This is a genomic window from Agromyces protaetiae, assembly GCF_004135405.1.
Classification (GTDB): Bacteria; Actinomycetota; Actinomycetes; order Actinomycetales; family Microbacteriaceae; genus Agromyces; species Agromyces protaetiae.
On record NZ_CP035491.1, the window covers coordinates 1749669 to 1768218 of the forward strand.

At 69.0% G+C, this 18550-nt stretch carries 14 protein-coding genes and 1 tRNA gene; 8 read left to right on the forward strand and 7 right to left on the reverse strand.

Features of this window, described 5'->3' with window-relative positions; genetic code table 11:
• Positions 1-198 precede the first annotated feature (198 nt).
• Positions 199-273: transfer RNA gene (locus tag ET445_RS08210), tRNA-Arg, on the forward strand.
• Between the two features lie 44 nt (positions 274-317).
• On the opposite strand, the gene ET445_RS08215 is transcribed toward ET445_RS08210, so the two are convergent.
• Both ET445_RS08215 and ET445_RS08220 read right to left on the reverse strand, forming a co-directional pair.
• A complete protein-coding gene (locus ET445_RS08215; protein ID WP_129190470.1) occupies positions 318-1502 on the reverse strand; it encodes an IS481 family transposase in 1185 nt (394 codons plus the stop codon).
• Between the two features lie 132 nt (positions 1503-1634).
• On the reverse strand, positions 1635-1841 hold the full coding sequence (locus ET445_RS08220) for a hypothetical protein (RefSeq protein WP_129190472.1): 207 nt from the start codon (positions 1839-1841) through the stop codon (positions 1635-1637).
• A gap of 475 nt (positions 1842-2316) precedes the next feature.
• Between ET445_RS08220 and ET445_RS08225 the strand changes: the two genes are divergently transcribed.
• The gene (locus tag ET445_RS08225) at positions 2317-3873 is read left to right on the forward strand and encodes a P-loop ATPase, Sll1717 family (RefSeq protein WP_129190474.1); all 1557 of its coding nucleotides are present in this window, start codon (positions 2317-2319) and stop codon (positions 3871-3873) included.
• 391 nt (positions 3874-4264) lie between these two features.
• Here the strand turns inward: ET445_RS08225 and ET445_RS08230 are convergent, their stop codons facing one another.
• Both ET445_RS08230 and ET445_RS08235 read right to left on the reverse strand, forming a co-directional pair.
• On the reverse strand, positions 4265-4678 hold the full coding sequence (locus tag ET445_RS08230; protein ID WP_129190476.1) for a hypothetical protein: 414 nt from the start codon (positions 4676-4678) through the stop codon (positions 4265-4267).
• Positions 4679-4735: 57 nt separating this feature from the next.
• On the reverse strand, positions 4736-5002 hold the full coding sequence (locus ET445_RS08235; protein WP_129190478.1) for a hypothetical protein: 267 nt from the start codon (positions 5000-5002) through the stop codon (positions 4736-4738).
• A 263-nt stretch (positions 5003-5265) separates the two neighbouring features.
• On the opposite strand from ET445_RS08235, the gene ET445_RS08240 reads away from it, so the two are divergent.
• Positions 5266-6132, forward strand: a complete 867-nt coding sequence (locus tag ET445_RS08240; protein WP_129190480.1) for an EamA family transporter — start codon at positions 5266-5268, stop codon at positions 6130-6132.
• 108 nt (positions 6133-6240) lie between these two features.
• Here ET445_RS08240 and ET445_RS08245 read toward each other — a convergent pair whose 3' ends face one another.
• A complete protein-coding gene (locus ET445_RS08245) occupies positions 6241-8952 on the reverse strand; it encodes a lamin tail domain-containing protein (RefSeq protein ID WP_129190482.1) in 2712 nt (903 codons plus the stop codon).
• A 105-nt stretch (positions 8953-9057) separates the two neighbouring features.
• On the reverse strand, positions 9058-9522 hold the full coding sequence (locus ET445_RS08250) for a nitroreductase family deazaflavin-dependent oxidoreductase (RefSeq protein WP_166462038.1): 465 nt from the start codon (positions 9520-9522) through the stop codon (positions 9058-9060).
• 70 nt (positions 9523-9592) lie between these two features.
• Between ET445_RS08250 and ET445_RS08255 the strand changes: the two genes are divergently transcribed.
• From ET445_RS08255 to ET445_RS08275, 5 genes are all read left to right on the forward strand, one after another.
• The gene (locus ET445_RS08255) at positions 9593-10303 is read left to right on the forward strand and encodes a GAP family protein (RefSeq protein WP_129190484.1); all 711 of its coding nucleotides are present in this window, start codon (positions 9593-9595) and stop codon (positions 10301-10303) included.
• A 100-nt stretch (positions 10304-10403) separates the two neighbouring features.
• Positions 10404-12239: an RCC1 domain-containing protein gene (locus ET445_RS08260; protein WP_129190486.1), complete on the forward strand. Its 1836-nt coding sequence runs from the start codon at positions 10404-10406 to the stop codon at positions 12237-12239.
• Between the two features lie 3 nt (positions 12240-12242).
• Complete coding sequence (locus ET445_RS08265) at positions 12243-12824, forward strand: hypothetical protein (RefSeq protein WP_129190488.1); 582 nt, start codon at positions 12243-12245, stop codon at positions 12822-12824.
• Positions 12767-15976, forward strand: a complete 3210-nt coding sequence (locus tag ET445_RS08270; protein ID WP_129190490.1) for a hypothetical protein — start codon at positions 12767-12769, stop codon at positions 15974-15976. The genes ET445_RS08265 and ET445_RS08270 overlap by 58 nt, the downstream gene beginning before the upstream one ends.
• 79 nt (positions 15977-16055) lie before the next feature.
• On the forward strand, positions 16056-17777 hold the full coding sequence (locus ET445_RS08275) for a nuclease-related domain-containing protein (RefSeq protein ID WP_243695390.1): 1722 nt from the start codon (positions 16056-16058) through the stop codon (positions 17775-17777).
• Between the two features lie 19 nt (positions 17778-17796).
• On the opposite strand, the gene ET445_RS08280 is transcribed toward ET445_RS08275, so the two are convergent.
• On the reverse strand, positions 17797-18546 hold the full coding sequence (locus ET445_RS08280) for a TMEM175 family protein (RefSeq protein ID WP_129190494.1): 750 nt from the start codon (positions 18544-18546) through the stop codon (positions 17797-17799).
• Positions 18547-18550 lie beyond the last annotated feature (4 nt).

Genomic DNA, 18550 nt, shown 5'->3' on the forward strand with positions numbered 1-18550 from the left:
CCGCGTGTCGGGTCGACGCGCCCCGCAGCAGACTACCCGTCGGGGGCGGTGGTGCCTCTCCCGCACGGGCCGCCTGTGCGAACGAGCGCGGGCGCGAGGCATCCTGGTCGATGATAACGTTTACGCGCCCTGATGCCACCTGTGCGCCACCCGCCCCGCACCGACGCACCCCGCGCACTCGTTAGAATCGGAAGCCTGGCCTCTGTAGCTCAATGGAAGAGCAGTTCCGTCCTAAGGAAAGGGTTGGGGGTTCGAGTCCCTCCAGGGGCACCATGTGATGAGTCGCGACATAGGTCTCACCTGAGTCGCGACATAGGTCACGTTTTGAGAGCCCCGGGCCATCGGCCTGGGGCTCTCATCGTGTTGCGCCAGTAGGCCTTGTTGGGGTCGATGGTGTTGGTCGCGATGATTTCGCCGGTGCGGAGTGCGATGACGGTGACGGTGTGTTCGTCGGCGATGAGGATGACGGGTGTGCCGCGGTGGTTCGCGCCGATTCCGAGGTGGTGCATGCGGGCGGCACGGCGGAAGCTGATCTTGCCGTTGCTGCCGACGTGGTCGTGGCGGACGCGGTAGTGGATGGTGTCGGGGCGGCTGCTGGCGGGCGCGGCTTTCGGTGAGGCTGCGTAGGCGATCGCGGGAGTCGTTTCTCGAGCGCGGTGCGGGCGGTGCTGGTTGTAGTGCTCCCGGAATTGATTGAGCTGATGTTGCAGCTCGGGGATCGTGGTCGCGCGGGGTCGGGCGGTCAGCCAGCGTTTGAGGGTCTGGTGGAAGCGTTCGATCTTCCCCTGAGTCTGCGGGTGGTTCGGGGCGCCGTTCTTCTGCACGATGTTCAGTACGGCCAGGACGTATTCGAACGCGTTGCGTCCTCCGCCATGTCGGGCGGTGTAGACGCGGCCGTTGTCGGTCAGCGTGGACGCCGGCGGGCCGTAGTCGTCGACGCAGGCGAGAAACGTGTCCACGACGTCCTGGCCGGTGACCGGGTGGTGGACGGTGCAGGACAGCAGCAGGCGGGAGTGGTCATCGAGCCAGTTCAGGATCTCGACATCGGTGCCGTCGGCAAGGCGCCAGTGGGTGAAGTCGGATTGCCAGGTCTCGTTGGGCTGGGATGCTTCGAACCGCACGTAGGAGGATCTCGGACGCTTCCTCGGCTCGGGAATGATCAGGCCGGCGGCGTGCAGGACCCGTCGGATCGTGGACGTCGACGGCGGTCGCAGCCCTTCCGTGCGCAGATACCAGGCGATCGTGACCGGCCCGGCATCGCTTCCGGCGTCGGTCAGAGCGCGGCGCAGTTCGACGATGCGGTCCCGCACCCGGTCTGTCGTCTTCTGCGGTGAGGTTCGAGGGGCTCGGGAACGAGACTCCAGGCCATCCAGTCCCTCCTCCCGGTAACGGGCGAGGAGCCGGTGCAGATGCCGCCGAGAGAGTCCGTACTGCTCCGCCGCCTCGGTGACGGTGAGTTGCTTCGCGACGATCTTCAACACGATCACCCGGTGCTTCGACATGCCGCCGACTGTGACCTATGACGCGACTCATGAGCGACACATCACCTGTGACCTATGTCGCGAACTCAGACACCTCCAGGGGCACCATTGTGATGTCCCGCGACATGTGTCTCATATGTCGCGGGACATTTGTCATTTCTGGGGCCATCGTCCGGGTGTGGTGAGTTGGTTTCGCCAGTAGCTGTGGTCGGGGTCGATGGTGTGCTCGCTGAGGATCTCGCCGGTGTCGATATGGATGACGGTGACGGTGGTTTCGTCGATGAGGGCGAGGACGCGTTTGCCGCGGTGCTGGTAGCCGATGCTGAGTTGGTGCATGCGGCCGGCGCGGCGCAGGCTCATCTTCCCGTTGGCGCCGACGTGGTCGTTGCGAATTCGGTAGTGGGTGCGGGCTGCGTGCCCGGCGGGAAGTGCGTGCGGGGCTGTGGCGTAGGCGATGGCTGGTGTGGTTCCGTGGGCGCGGTGTGGGCGGCGGGTGTTGTAGTGCTCCGGAACGTGGCGAGTTGGGCTTGCAGTTCGCTGATCGTAAGGGCGCGAGGTCGGGCGCCGAGCCAGCGTTTGAGGGTTTGGTGGAATCTCTCGATCTTCCGGGGCTGTCCCTCCCTTGGATCTGCGGGTGGTTCGGTGCGCCGTTCTGCTGCCGGATGTTCAGGGCGGCGAGGACGTATTCGAACTCACTGCGGGCGCCGGAATGGCGGGCGGTCTAGAACTAGACCCGGCAAACGCCTCGCCGAGTGAAGCAGCGATATGCGAACGGGGGCCGCCCCGCGGTCTACTCTATGCTGGCGAATGTTGATGATCGATCATCGGGGGCCGCGTGAAGACTTCGGAGTTGTTGACCTCGCTAAGACTGGGCAGCGAAGTCGCTGAGAGTGACGACGAGTTGCAAGACCTATTCGTGCCGATCGCCGCGTTCCACGAGATGGTGTATGACGAGGCCGACCTGATTCTGGGCCCCAAGGGCAGCGGAAAGACGGCCATATTTCGAATGATGGCTGATGACGACTTTGCGATAGCCAGCCTCGACGATGTAGACATCCTGCCGGCCTTCAACACTCAGGGCGACATCATGTTCCAGCATCTTCGGCGCGAGATCGGGATGCCGACGGAAGAGCAACTGCGGACCGTCTGGACGGCATACATCCTGACATTCGCGGGCTGGCACATCGTCGAGATGTACAACACCCCTGCAGTCGAGAAGTTAAAGGAGGTGCTGGAACTTGCGGGACTGCCCCAGTCGGGGCAAAAACCACAGAGCATTTGGAAGGCGTTGGTCGATCGCTTCGCGCGATTGACCAAACCAATTGGCGTCGAGGCGAAGCTCGGTATGGGGACCGGGATGCCTAATGTTGAGGGCCGGCTGGAGTACCAAGAGGAGTCCCCGACGCCAACGCCGCAAAAGGATAGCGCCTTCGCAAGCCTGGACGTGAATGCCGTCGTACTGGCGATGATCGATGCTCTTCGTTCGACAGGACGGAGATGCTGGATTATATTTGACCGACTGGACGAAGCCTTTGAGGACGACCCAGAGTTTGAGCGACTGGCGCTGCGTGCCCTGATGCGTGCGCACTCCAACATCTCGTCGTATGGCAAAGAATTCCGTACCAAGCTGTTCCTCCGAGACGACGTCCTCGATCGTGTGACGAACGACGCTGGCTTCGTGAATCTGACGCACCTGCGGTCGATGCGCATCTCGTGGACTCGTAATCAACTTCTGGACATGCTCGTCAAGAGAATCATCATCAGCGACCTCGCGCTGAAGCACCTTCACCACAGAGGTGTGAAGAATCAGGCCGGCGTTCTTCGAGCAATATTGCCAACCGTTAACGAGAGTTCCGGCAGGAAGAGCCGCGGAAACCGAAGTTCGGAGCTCATTGACCCGCTCACTTACCTCATCAGTAAGAGTTCCGACGCGACATTGGAGATCAATCCGCGCAACGTCATCTCGATGATTCGATCGGCCAGAACGATTGAGCTTGCTGCATGCCAAGTGAGGGATCCCGAACTCAACGGGAATGCTCAACCTCCGATCAAGCAAGAGTCATTCGTCAGGGCTTGGCAGCAGTTGAGTAGCAAGCGTCTAGTTGACACGCTTTACGCTGAAAACAACAGCCTGCGAGAAATCATCGAGTCATTCCGCAACGGTCCACAAGGTTTCGGTGGGAATTTTCTTAGGAGCCATCTGAATCAGTCTGGAGTGCCCAGTTCGGAGATCGATTCAAAGCTTCGGGCGCTCCAGTATTGCGGTTTCCTCAAACTCACTGGTCGCAACCTATACCGCATCGCCGACCTATACAGGCCAGGGCTTGGCCTCAATCCCCAAACGATAAAGGGCGCCGGTGCTGCACGATCGGCGGAGCCTAAGCTGACCTGAATGTTTCCGGTGCACGGGGGCTCGCTAAAGGGTGTGCGCCGTCGTTGTGACGACAGACCTTCGAGCAAGTTCGCCGCCGGAGGAGTGCCCGATCGACACGGTTGGTACGGTGGCTTTGCCACGGCGGGTGCGCAGGTCATCGCTGGTGCGCACTGGCAAGTCTTGCCTGCATTTTGGCGCATTTTGTTCGCCGCTAGCTGTTTCCGGACGTCGTTCGATGTCGTCGTGGTCCTGACAACCCGCGGAATTACGCGGAAGTTGCCGCTCGACGTTGCTATGCAGAATGCTCAAAACGTGTTCGAGTCATTCCAGGGGCACCAGACCAGACCAGACTTGACCATCTATCCGGCCAGGCGAGCAACCCGAGCGGAACAGAAGTTAGGCAAGACCTTCAGGAATGGGCGTCGTGTGTCGTCGTCGGCAGCCCTCGAGTCGACCCGTCGTGAGACGTGTCGGGTTGTCCCGAAGCCACGCGTCGCATGCCGGGATGCTCTGGCGCGAGCCTGGCAGGGCGTTCGGGGCCAGCGACGAGCAAGCCTTGGACCGTGCTCGACGACGTGGCGAACTTCAGGCGCCTGAGCTGTGAGGCTCTCGCGACAAGCTCGTCGGTGAACTCGTTGGCGAACGCCGCGAGCGCCCAATTGAGCTTGTGCATTTCGTCGGTCGCTTGAGGGAGCACGGACGGATCGGCGGTCGCGCGCCGAATCAAGCGCGTCGACCGGACGAAGCGGTAGTGAAGCGAACTGGCTCCGTCGACATCGAAGTCGTCTGCGTAGTCCAGGAAGGCGAGAGCGGTCTTCGCCAAGGTGGATTCGAAGTCTGTTGTGGAACAGTCCGATACGGTTGTTCCAATTCGCGACGATCACGGCATGCGCGTCGATTCGTTCCTGGAGCTCATGCTCAGACACTCCTCTGCGAGCGCCTGATTCCATTTGAACAACGCGAAGTACCGAGAATCCACGAGAACGGTCAGCTCCTCGAAGATCGCGTTGAGGTCGGCATACGACTGCCCCGCTTGATCAAGCCGAACCTGGCGTTTCCACGCCCAGCGTTGAAACCACGCGCCGAGGAACCCGCCGATGACCGTCGTCAGCACGAAAGTGAGTATCAGGGTCTGGATCTGATCCACTTGGCTTCCTCCGCGAGATCGGTGCTCTCCAGGATCGCGGCACACTCGCAGGCACGCAGCGCGCAACCGCGCGGTCATCGTTGGAAAACGGCCCGTCCTTCGTTGGTGCTACCCTGACTCTCGATAGCGCCTAGGGTTCCGGAGTCTCGACTCGCCTGGTCCGAGCGGCGCCACGGCCTCCGCCCGCGCGGGGTCGTCATCTGACAGGACAAAAGCCCGGAGGACCCGGTTCGTCGCGCCCGCGGCGAGCGGAAGGGTCCCGGATGTCCGTCACCGCCGTCCTCCTCGTCCTCGGCGCGGCCGTCGCGCACTCGGCGTGGAACATCGTCGCCCACGGCGTCAGCCGCGCGGGGCTGCCGTTCCTCTGGTGCGGCTCGGTCGTGAGCACCCTGCTGTGGCTCCCGCTCGTGCCGCTGACGGGCGGCATCGGCGCCGGGGACATCCGCGGGTTCCTCATGGGCGTCGGGGTCTCGGCGGTGCTGCACCTCGGGTACATGCTCGTGCTGCAGCGCGGCTACGCCGTCGGCAGCCTGTCGACCGTCTACGCGACGGCGCGCGGCTCCGGGCCGCTGCTGACCGTGGTGGTCGCGGTGCTCGCGCTCGGGGAGCGGCCCTCGCCGGCGGCACTCGTCGGGGTGGCGGCGATCATCGCCGGAGTCGTCGCGATCGGGTTCGTCGACCGCGCGCCGCGCATCGGCGGCCGTCGCGGGGTCGATCCGGCGATCGTCTTCGGGCTCCTCACGGGCGTCGCGATCGCGGCCTACACGCTGTGGGACGCGCACGCGCTCCGCACCTGGAGCATCTCGCCGGTCGCCTACATGGTCGGGTGCACGGCCCTCGAGGTGCCGCTGTTCACCGCGCTGCTCGGGCGCAGGCTTCCGCAGGTCGTGCCCTTCGCGCGGCGGGAGTGGCGCCGGCTGCTCGTGTTCGGGTTCCTGTCGCCGCTCTCGTACATCCTCGTGCTCGTCGCCGTCACGATCGCCCCGGTCGCGCTCGTCGCGCCGATGCGCGAGGTGAGCGTCGTTCTCGTGAGCCTCTTCGGCGCGCTCGTGCTGCGCGAGGGGCGGCCGGGCGCGCGGCTCGTCGCGTCGGGCGTCGTCGTCGCGGGGATCGCGCTCCTCGCGGTGTAGCGCGAGCCCCGAGGCATCCTGAAACGACGAAGGATGCCTCGCGCCCACCGCGCGAGGCATCCTCCGTGTCGTTCGCGCCCCCAGGGGCGTCTGTTCAGGGGCGTCCGCTCAGCCGATGACCTTCCAGGGGCCGTACTTCTGGGTCGGCGACGGGGCGGTGCCCGTCACCCACCACTGCGCCTGGTAGGTGACGCCCTGGTAGACGACCTTCTCGCCGCCGACGTAGACGGTCGCGGCGCTCCACGCGGGGACGCCGCCGGGGGTCGTGGGCGCGACGACCTCGCTCCACGGGCCGCCCGACCCGCCGGGGGTCTGGCCGCGCGTCCACCAGAGGGCCTTGAAGGTGCGGCCCTGGAAGACGACGACGTCGCCGGTGTCGAAGATGCGCGTCGCGGTCCAGAGGTCGTGGCCGTCGGCGGCGATCGCGATCTCGGCCCACGCGCCGGACGTGTTCGAACCGGGCTTCTCGCCCTTCGTGTACCAGAGCGCCTCGAAGACCTTGCCGTCGACGCTCGCACGGTCGCCCGTGTTGTAGACGGTCGTCTTCGACCACGCGGCGGGCTTCGGCACGCCCTGGCCGCCGAGGCCGAGGTCGCACGAGATGCCGCCCGTGAAGAGCGCGTGGCCCTCGGTCGCGCTGCCCGGCCCTGCGCCGTAGATGCCGTCGTCCGACCAGACCGCGGCGCGGGTGCCCGCGACGCACGTCGAGGCCGGCGCGAGCGCGAAGCCCTCGATGTTGTTGTTCAGGAGGCCGGCGGGCTTCTCGTACGCGACATCCGGAACGATCGCGCCCGACGCGCCGACCTTCAGGAGCGTCGTCGTCACCCCGCACGTGTTGTCGCAGAGCGCCCAGATGCGCTGGGTGTCGGCGTCGAACTGCACGTCCATGACGTGCCCCATCTTCGTGTCGACGACGGCCACGCGGTGGAACGTGCGGTCGCTGTTGAGCGCGTAGGCGTAGAGCTTGCCGTCGTTCTCGAGCGCCGCGAAGTAGAGGCCCGTGCCGTGCAGCGGGTACTCGTAGGGGCGGTAGGCCTTGCCGGTCGACTGGTCGACGAAGCCGTTCGCGACGAGGTAGGTGTCGGGCACGAACGTGACGCCCTCGAAGCCGAGGTTCGCCTCGGTCCTGTTCCCGGCGTGGAGCTCGGGGAACTCGGCCGTGAGGTTCCACTCGTCGGTCGCGACGAGCTGCGTGTCCGACCGGGTCGGGTCGAACCGCAGGATCGAGTTGAGCGGGATGTCGTTCGCGGCGTTGTTGCGCTCGGTCGTGACGTACAGCGCACCGTCGGCGCCGATCGTGAGGCCCTCGGTGTCGGGCTGGTTCGACTGCGTGTCCGTGCTGCCGGGGAAGAAGATCTGCTTGCCGGCGCCCCAGCCGTTCGCCGTGTCGGGCACCCACAGGCCGCCCTGGTTCACGAGGCGGTAGATCCAGCTCTTGTTCTTGACCGAGTAGAGGACGTTCGGGTTCGACGGGTCGAAGACGAGGCCGCTGACATCGCGGCCCTCGGGGCCGGTCGCGGTCGTCCACGCGCACTGCGCGTCGGCGACGGCGACGGTCGCGCTGCCGGGCCAGGCGACGGGCGCGAGCGCTCCGGCCGGCAGGGTGCCGGAGCCCGAGGGACCCTCGGGCTCGCACGGCAGCGTCGGCACCGGGTTGTCGGCCGGGTTCTCGAGGATCGTCTCGCAGGCTTCGGCATTGGATGCCCCGAAGCTCTTGCCTGCGACCGACACGAACCCGCCCGTGCCGTCGGGGCAACGGGCGAAGGCGCCCGCGCCGAACCCGTTGGTCTCGTCGGTGCCGGCTTCGCCGCCCGTGTACTCGACCGAGTCGACGAGCGTGCCGGCTGCGCCGTTCGCGCCGTCGGGAAGGTACACCTTGACGGCGTCGCCGCCGCTGCCGAGCCCCTTCGTGGACGAGAAGTAGACGTAGCCGTGCGCGGGGATCACGGTCGTCGCCGCGCCGCCCGCGAGCTTCGCCGCGAACGCCGTCGCACTCGCCGCCGCGCCGCTGTCGGTCTGCAGCCAGCCCGTCAGGTCGACGTCGGCGTCGCCCGTGTTGACGAGCTCGACGGCGTCGCCGACGGGGTTGTTCGGGTTGTCGGACGAGATCTCGTTGATCTTGACGTGCTGCCAGGCGGAGCCCGGGTCGGTCGGGTCTGTGGGGTCGGTCGGGTCGGTGCCCTCGCCCGCGAACCGGCTCGTGCCGGGCGAGCCGATCGCGCCGACGGTCGACGTCCACGAGCCCTCGGCGTCGCCGACGGCCGAGAACTTCCACTGCGACGCGTTGTTCGCGCCGAGCGCCGCCGCGTCGTTCGGCACGCCCGAGACGCCGACCGTGCGGGGGCCCTTGACCGCACCGGTGCCGTCGTCGTCGTAGGTGAGCCGGTCGACGAGGTTCGCGACCTCGTCGGGTCCGTCGAAGATGTTGATCTCGTCGGCGCGGCCGAGGTTCACCGTGTTGCCGGCGAGGATCTTCACCGAGGCATCCAGCGCCCACTCGGCGCGGAACGCGGCATCCGTCGACTCGGTGATGATCGCCGACTCGCCGACCGCGAGCGTGCCGAGGCTGTCGAGCGGAACCGTGCCCGGGTCGGCGCTGTCGTCGTCGAACGACCAGCCGGTGAAGCTCACGGGAGCGGTGCCGAGGTTCGTGAGCTCGATGAACTCGCCCTTGCCGGCGGAAGGGTTGTACATCCATTCGGTGATGGTGACGCCTGACGTGGAGTCGGCGTGGGCCGCGATGGGCAGCGAGACGGCGAGCGCGCCGACGACGGCGGTCGCGGCCAGACCGGCGATGGTCCGGGAGGTGTGAGGTCGCATGGAACCGAAAGCTAACGATCCCGTGCATACGCGGCGTGAACCGGGGGCTGAACGAGTGGTGAACGGCGGCGCGTCGGAGCGGGCGGGTCGCGCGGGTCGGGTGCCTTAGGCGCCGACTCGTGCGGGCGTGAGCACGACGACCGGGATCGCCCGAGTCGTGCGCTGCTGATACCCGTTGTAGCGGTTCCGGTTGCCCGGCATGTCGTTCGCGACCTTCCAGAGGCGCGCGTAGTCGGCGTCGTCGGGCGTGACGCCGCGCGCGGTCGCGCGGAATCGGCGCGGGCCGACGTTGACCTCGACCTGGGGGTGGGCCTTGAGATTGAAGTACCAGCCGGGCGACGCCGGGGCGCCGCCCTTCGAGGCCACGACGATGTAATCGTCGCCGTCGCGCGTGTACGCGAGCGAGTTCGAACGCTGCGCGCCCGTCTTCGCGCCGACCGTGTGGAGGATGAGCGTCTTCGGCCCGCCCGGGAAGTGATGGCCGATCCGCCCGTTCGTGCCGCGGTAGATCTTGTCGTGCAGGCGCAGCATCGGCACGCCGACGTACTTCTCGAACGGGGGCATCGTCATACCGACAGTCTCGTGCGGTCGAGGCATCCGGCGCCAGCGCGCAGCCGCGGCGCACCGCTACGCTGACCCCATGTCCGCCGAGTCGGCCGCCCCCATGCTGCTGCACGTGCTGCCGCTCGCGGCGGGCGCGGCGGTGAGCCCGGCGCTCCTCGGCGCGAGCCTCGAGATCCTCGCGGGCTTCCCGAAGCGCGGCAAGCGGCTCCTCTTGGCCTACCTCACCGGCGCGGCGGTCGTCGTGGCGGCCGTCATCGTGCTCGCGACGGCGCTGCCGCGTCGGGCCGCGCCGACGGGGGCGAAGGTCGTCGACGACGTGTTCTCGCTCGTGCTCGCGGGGCTGCTCGTGGTCATCGCGGGCGTGCTCGCGCTCCGGCGGCCGAGGAAGGCCGCCCAGGGCGCCGGCACCGCGGGCGGCGCGGGCGGCGACTCGCGCTTCGCGCGACTGCGTACGTCGAAGTGGGCGGTCCCGGGCGTCGCGGCGCTCGGCGTCGTCATGACGGTGACGGATGTCTCCTCGCTCGTCCTCGTGCTCGCGGGCGCGCGCGAGGTGGCGTCGGCGGATGCCCCGGCGCTCGCCGCAGCGGTCGGCTACCTCCTGCTCGTCGTCGGAGCACTGCTCCCGATCGTGCTGCCGCTCGCGTGGGTGCTCGTCGACCCGAACGCCGCGTCGCGCGGACTCGGACGGGTCAACGCGTTCGTCTCGAAGCGCGGGCGCGTGCTCGGCATCGTCGTGTGCCTCGTCACTGCGGCGTACCTCGTCGCCCGCGGACTGGGATGGGTCTAGGAATCTCGGCGCCTGCCCTCCCGTTCCGCGAGCGCTCCTGCTAGGGTCCGGGTACGACGATCACCCCACCCGCTCACTCGAACTCGGTGCTGGGAGTCCGATGCAGAGTAGTGCCCCCCGACTCACCCGTGCGCTGCTGGCGTGCGTGCTCGTCGCCGCCGGCTCCCTCGCCACCTCCGCTGCGGGAGCGGTCTCCGCGTCCGCCGATGCGCCCAGCTCGGGCTTCGCCTGGGGCGCGGGCTCCGCGGGGGCGCTGGGCACAGGCACCGTCGCCCATGCGCTCGCCCCGGTGCCGGTCGAACTCCCGACGGGGACGGTGGAGGTCGCGGCCGGTGCCACCTCCGCCTACGCGGTGACAGAGCGGGGCGAGGTCTACGCGTGGGGGGCGAACGACCGGGGAGGTCTCGGCGACGGGACGACCGTCGATCGGCTCCGCCCGGTCGCCGTCGCGTTTCCCGACGGCGTGCGGGTCGTCGACGTCGACGTGACGGGCGACCATGTGCTCGCGCTCGACGACGCCGGCGGCGTGTGGGCTTGGGGCCTGAACCACCGCGGACAGCTCGGCGTGACCGACACGACCGACCGCTCGTCGCCGACGGCGGTCGCGATCCCCGGACGAGCGACCGCGATCGCGGCGGGTCGAGACCACAGCATCGCGCTCCTCGACGACGGCACGGTGCTCGCGTGGGGCGACAACGCCGTCGGCCAGCTCGGGATCGGCGTGCTCGAGGGCCGGACGCAGCCCGCGGTCGCGATGCCCGCGGGGTCGGGAGTGATCGCCGTCGCGGCGGGCGACGCGTTCGGCGCGGCGCTCCGCTCGAACGGGACGGTCCTCGTGTGGGGGGACGGCCGGATGACCGGGGGTGTCGCGATGCCGGTCGCGGCGGACGTCGCCCAGGCCACGGGCGTCATCGAGATCGCCGCAGGCGGGTCGCATCTGCTCGCCCTCACCCGCTCGGGGAAGGTCCTCGCGTGGGGGAGCGACGAGCACGGGCAGCTCGGCATCGCGCCCGACGCATCCCGGCTCGAAGGCCCCGCGTCGAGCACGACGGCACCGGTGACCGTCGACCTCTCGGACGTCGTCGCGGTGAGCGCGGGCGGCGGTTCCTCGCTCGCCCTCACGAAGGACGGACGCCTGTGGACGTGGGGGGAGAACGACTTCGGCCAGCTCGGCGACGGCACGAAGCAAGACCGCCCGACCCCCGAGCCGGTCGCGGCGCTCGCCGGCGCCGACATCACCGCGGTCGACGCCGGCGCGGACTCGGTCGCCGTCCTCGTCGAGCGGGGTCCGCTCGTGCGGCTCGCGCTGAGCCCCGCCGACGCGACCGTCACCGTCGGCGCCCCGCAGACGTTCACGGTGTCCGGGGCGGACGCCTTCGGCAACGACCTGGGATCGGCGTCGGCGACGCTCACTCTCGACGGCGCGCCGTGCGACGGCCTCACGTGCACGCCCACCGAGGTCGGAGTCCACGTCGTCTCGGCGCTCCTGTCGGCGCTGTCGGGGCCCGAGGCGGCGGGCGGTGCGAACGTGACGGGCGCGAGCGGGACCGGTCCGGGCGTCGTGCTCGCGTCGGTCGTGCGGGCGGCCGGCCCGGCCCCGGCCGCGGCCGCGGCGGCTGCGCAGCCGACGATCACGGGTGAGACGCTCCTGACCGCGGTTCCGGCGGAGGACGGCGGCCCCGGCGGTCCAGGCGACGGGTCGGGCGACGACGGCGGCACGGGCACGCCGGGCTCGGGCGGCACGAGCAGCGGGGCGGCGAGCGGAGGCGGGTTCCTGGGGCTCACGGGAACCGAGATCGGCGGGCTCGTCGTCGTCGGAATCGCGCTCCTCGCTGCGGGCGCGACCTTGTTCGCAGTCGGCCGCCGGCGCCGCGCGGCCACCGCCGACGCGAACGGCGAAGGTTCCGCGAGCGCAGCGCGAAGCGAGAAGGAGTGACGGATGCCGGATCTGAGTCGCCGTGGGTTCCTGCAGGCCAATCTCGCCACGGTCTTCGCCGCCATCCTCGCCGAGCGAGGGCTGTCGGCCGCCGAAGCCGAGCGACTCGCACTCCCCGGAGCCGCGTTCGGACCGGCCGCGACCGCCACCCCCGACCCGATGTGGGACGGCTCGACCACGACCGGTCCGTACACCCTCAACGCGAGCTCGGCGATGAGCCAGGACTACTTCCTCACAGACGACGTCGTGCTCGACACGGAGGCATCCCTCGTCGCGCCGTTCGAGCACGCCGACGGCAGCATCGCGGCGATCGTCGTGAACAGCGGCAACATCTCGATCCTGCAGCGCGACGCGACGGCGCCGACCGGGTGGTCGCTCACGACGTCGCTGAGCCTCGACAGCGACGACGGCGACAGCTACTACCCGCCCGCGTCGCTCGTCGCCGCCGGACGCGGGGCCGACGGGAACATCTATGGGCTGCTGTTCCTCGGCACGGGGCCCAGAGCGGCACCTCGAAGGGCTCCTGGATGCTTCCGCTCCAGTGGGACTCGACGGGGGCCTTCACGTCCCAGATCCAGCCGCTGAAGCTCACCGACGGCTCGATCGACAACCTGCAGGCGCAGCGCGCGACCGACGGGCAGGTCTACTTCACGAGCTGGGCGGCCGACGGCACCCTGACGCTGTGGGCGCCCGAGTCGATGGCGTGGCGCACGCCGCTCGTGATCGACACCCTCACGGGCACCGGCGCGACCGAGCCGCAGATCATCTGGTCGGGCTCACAGACCTCGTCGTTCGACAAGCCTCTCATCTTCTGCGGCATCGCGGCCCACGGCATCGACCCGTTCGGCAATCCGGGCGTCGTCTGGTTCCAGCAGTTCGGGTCGGGCGCCTCGCCCGACTACGTCCAGAGCGACGACGCGGGCGTCGACGACGTCGACGGGCTCGTCGGCATCCGCCCGCACGCGGGCAACGGCGTCGGCCCCGACATCTACTCGATGTCGGGCAGCGTCATGATGCGCTTCATCGACTTCGGACAGGGTGCCACGACGTACGGCGACTTCGGCGGGATCGACGAGTTCTACACGTTCGGCGACGAGGCGAACCCGGCGATCATCGTGCGGAACGGCACCGACATCGAGGTCATGTCGACGTTCGAAGAGAACGGCGTGCCCTCGGGCTTCGGCCCGGTCGTGACGGTCGAGGAGGAGGTCGGGAGGCTCTACGGCCTCACGACGACGGCGACGAACGGCACGTTCTTCCTCGTGGAGGACGGCACGGGGTTCTTGAGCGTCCTCTCGCAGGATCAGACCCTCGGAATCTGGACGCGCATCCCCGTCCGACAGAATGCCGCGACGGCGTACGACGTCACCACGTGGCGCACGCAGTTGACGGTGCTCGACGCGAACGGCATCCCCGTCGCGAACACGCCCGTCACGGTCACACCCGACCGCGACGTCCTGTTCTGGCAGACGACGGGCAGTCAGCTCGTGACCCACGCGGCGGGCTGGGAGACATCCACCGACCAGTACGGCCGCCTGACGGTCGCCCTCCCGACCGTCGAACTCGACGCGCCGAGCCTCGTCGTCACGATCACCGACAAGGACGGCGTCACGACCTACGACTTCGACGTCGCCCCCGACGGCGACGTGCACGCCTACCTCGCAGGCAAAGGGTCCCTCACGGGGAAGCCCGCGTTCACGGGGGCAGCGCTGCAGAGCGCGACGGATGCCTCGGGGCAGCCCCTTGCGCCGAATCTCGACGCCGCGACGGCGAACGCCGCCGCGAGTGCCGTGTCGAGCTGCATTCAGGCCGGAAAAGGCACGATCGACACGACGCAGACGGCTGCGTTCTCGATCGACTTCTCCCAGGGCACCCCCACATACGCCGAGTCGGCGACTTCGACGGCGTTCGACCACCTGCTCCCGTCGAACCCGACGGGCGGGTTCTTCGGCGACCTCATGAAAGACCTGCACGCGATCGAGCACGCGATCCGCAAGGCCGTCACGAAGGTCACGACGGTCGTGACGAAGTACGCGGGCGAGGCGATCGGCTGGGTCATCAACCTCGCGCTCGACGTCGGGCAGGTCGTGCAGTTCGCCGTCAACGGCCTGCGTTCCGCCATCACGGCGATCCACGGCATCCTGAGCGCCATCGGCGCGGCCGTCGAGAAGGCGATCGAGTGGATCCGGATGCTCGTCGACGACCTCATCGGCGACACCGTGTCGATGGCGGGGGTGCTCGACGACCTCGTGCGCAACAGTCTCGTCGGCGGCCTGCAGACGGCTGCGACGCAGCTGAAGGGCCTCGGCGACGGATACTTCACGGGTCTCAGCGACCAGGTGACGTCGGCCCTCGCCGACGCCGGCACGCAGAGCGCCGGATCGACGGCGGGCTCGCTCACGGGCGCCCCGCCCGATCCCGATGCCGTGGCCCCGCCGACGGGATCTCCGCCGGTGCTCGGCGATTCGGGGTTCGACGGCTCGGGGTTCCTCCACGACGTCACGCACAACTGGCTCTTCGAGAAGATCCAGCACGAGTTCGACACGCTCTTCGGCGACGACGCCGACGGGTTCTGGGACGACACCGACGGCCTGATGGCCCAGCTCATGACCGATCTCGGCGACATCGAGACCCTCGCGGAAGACCTCGGGGTGGCCGTGTGGGATGCCGTCAAGGCCGTCGCGACGCCCTCCGGCGCGCGCGGCATGGCCGTGCAGAAGCTTCTCGACGCGATCGGCACGCTCGTCGCCGACGCGTTGCGACTCGCCGACGATGCCGTCAAGACACTCGCCGACCTTCTGAACGCCCTCGCCGGCTTCCTCGGCGACCTGCTCGACCAGCCGATCCTCGAACTCCCGCTGCTCACCGAGGTGCTCTCGAAGCTCGGCCACCCCGTCGACCTGTCGACGGGCCGGATCGTCTTCATGATGGTCTCGTTCCCGACCGTCCTCGTGCAGCGGATCGTCGGGGGAGGCCCGCTGCCGGTCCCCCCGCTCTCGGGCGACATCACGGTGCCGACGACGGGCGGACTCCTCGAGGGCGACGGCTACCACGACGACACCTACGAGCACTGGGCCGAGCTGCAGCTCTACCTGCACGGTTCGGTGCGCTTCCTCCACGCGTTCGTCGACATCCTCAGTGACTTCAAGGTGCACAGCGACACAGGAACCAACCTCAAGCCCTACCGGATGACCGCCCTCGTGGACTCCGTGCTGAGCCTCACCCTCCTGACGGTCACGTGGCCCGGTGCGGCTCGCACCGACGGCACGGCCGCCCGGCCGTTCGCGACGGTCCCGACGGCGTACTGGGGGCCGGACGGCCTCGCGTTCGTGCACTGGGTCGTCTCGGCGATCGGTCCGCTGCTCGGCACCGCGCTCGCGGCGCTCAGGATCGGCAACTCGAACCAGGTGCCGGCGGCGCCGACGGGCGCGATCCAGTGGACGAAGCCCTACCTGTGGTGGCTGCCGTGCGTGAGCCTGCTCGCCTTCGGCGCGACGATGGGGCTCGGCATTCACCTCTCCGTGCAGAAGCACGCGGCAGGCAAGCTCGGCGAAGCGGACTTCATCATCGAGGTCGTGACCACCGTGCTCGAACTGATTCCGCGCATGTTCGCGCCGTTCGCGGCGCAGTGGATCAACGACACGACCTACGAGCTGCCGTTCGCGATCAAGCTCGGGCTCGACATCACGCAGGTGTTCTCGGGCGCGGGCTACTACGTGCAGGCGGCGAGGGCCTGACCGCGGCCTACGTCGTCGCCCGCGTACTGGGGTGGGTCTCAGAGACATCCGCGTCAATACGATGACGTTCGTGCCCCGCATGATCCCCTCCGCGTCCAGGTTCGGCGCGAACGCGTCGGAACGACGGCTCTACTCCGCGCTCGGTGGGATCACCGACCGCTCGGACTGGGTCGTCTTCCACTCGCTCGTCGTACGGCAGCACCTCGACAAGCTCATGGGCGAGGCGGATTTCGTCGTCGCGGTGCCAGGCAAGGGGCTCGTCGTCGTCGAGGCGAAGGCGCCGAGCGCCGTGTCGTACCGCGACGGCGTGTGGACGCTCGACGGTGTCCCGAGTCCGCACAAGAGCCCGCTCGAGCAGATCGACGGCGCGGCACGGAGCATCCGCTCGTATCTCCGTCGCGAAGGCGTCATCGACGGCGACGAGCCCTTCGCCCGCCTCGTGTGGTTCACCTCGATCGGGCGCCACCACTTCGGCGGTCGCGCGCCGAGCGACCTCACGTTCTTCGAGTGGGAGCTCGCGTGGGCCGACGACCTCGCCCATCCCGCGGCGACGATCGAGAAGGCGATCGACGAGCACCTCGCGTGGCACGCCGAGTCGGCGCACGTCGACCACCGTCCCGAGGGCGTCACAGTCGAGAAGGTCGAACGGATCGCGGCCGCGCTCACGCGCGACTTCGACGTCGCGGCCGACCGTCGCGACGCCAAGCGCGAGACCGAGCAGCGCGAAGCGGAGGTGCTCGCCGAGCAGCGCTTCGCGCTCGAGCTCGTCGAGGCGAACCGGGCGGTGTACTTCGACGGACCCGCCGGCACGGGCAAGAGCCACCTCGTCGCGCAAGCGGCGCAAGCGGCCGTGAAGCGCGGCGAGAAGACCTTGCTGACGTGCTGGAACGTCGTCATGGCCGAGCGGCTCGCCGCCGAGGCGAAGCAGCTCCGGGGTCCGCTGTGGGTCGCGGACCTCGGCGCGGTCATGCTGCGGGTCGCGGGTCTCGACGCCCACCCGGCGGGGGCCGACAACGCGTGGTACCAGGACGAACTGCCGCGACTCGCCCTCGCCGCGCTCGCTGGGCATCCCGAACGCGGCGGCTATCGCCACGTCATCGTCGACGAGTTCCAGGACATCGCGGGCAATCCGCTCCTCCTCGACGTGCTGCTCGCGCTCGCCGCCGACGGCGTCCGGCTCCGGTTCGCGGGCGACGAGCGGCAGCAGATCATGCGGGCGCGCGCGCAGCGCGTCGACCCGTTCGAGGTCGCGAAGGCCCGCATCCCCGACCTCGTGCACGTGCGCATCCGGCGGAACTGCCGGCAGGCGCCGCAACTCGTCACGAAGATCGAGTCGATCGTCGGGCGTCCGCTCGGGTTCACCGGGCACCGCCTTCCGACGGGCACCGCGGGCGGCGCCGAGCGCGTCAACGTCACGCCCGGCAACGAGGTTCCCATGCTCGCGGGCGTGCTGAGACTCCTCGTGCAGGAGTACGGCAGCGACGGCGTCGTCGTCGTGAGCCCGTCGGGGTCGCGGTCGACCGCCTCGCGCATCGTCGCGGGCGAGGTCGACGACCGCGCGCACGCGAACGACCTCCGCTGGCTGCGGGCGAACCTCGGCGACGCGCAGGGGCGCGTGCGCTTCGGCTCCATCTCGAAGCTCAAGGGCATCGAGGTCGACGCCGTCGTCGTCGCCGATGTCGGCCCCGACGCGCGCGCCTGGGTCGAGGAGCACGACCTCGACTGGGACGACCTCCTCTACGTCGCGCTCTCGCGCGCGAAGTACCGGGCGGTCGTCCTCGAGGCCGTGCCGACTTCCTGAGGGATGCGGCGTTCGAGGGTCAGGATGCCCCGGGGTCGCCGCCCGAGGGGTCGGAGCCGCCCGAGACATCCGGCGCCCCCGAGGCATCCGCCGCCCCCGAGACATCCGTCCCCTTCTGCTCCGCGACGATGCGCTTCACGCGCCGCACCGCGATCTGCCCGCTGATCGGCCCGACGACCGCGAGCGACAACCACACCCACCGAGCCGCCGGCACGCTCACGAGGTACGCGACGGGGATCGACGCGAGGAAGACGGCGGGCGTCGAGAGCGTGTCGACGAAGATCGCCCGGTTTGCGGCCCGCGGCAGCGGGTCGGCGACGAGCCCCGCGCGCCGCGCCACCGTGAAGACCGCCGACTGGGTCAGCACCGCGAGCGTGATGTTGATCGAGTAGACGGCGACCGCGAGCGGCTCTTCGGACGACCCGGGGTCGCTGATGCCCTGCGTCGAGAACGGGATGAGCACCACGAACGCGAGCGCGACGATGTTGGCGCCGATCGTGCCGGGGCTCATGCCCGTGAATCCCGAGCCGATGCGGTGGTTCGTGCGCCAGAACACGGCGATGACGATGAAGCTCACGGCGAAGCCGAAGAGCTGCCACCCGATGCCGTCGAACCACGCGTCGAGACTCTTCCACGCTGCCGCCTCGGGCGGGTCGAGGTTCACGACGAGCAGGGTCAGGGCGAATGCGTAGACGGCGTCGAAGAACGTGAACGCGCGCGCGAACTCGACGCTGTCGCGGGGGTAGGTGCTCGACGGCTGATCGCTCACCCTC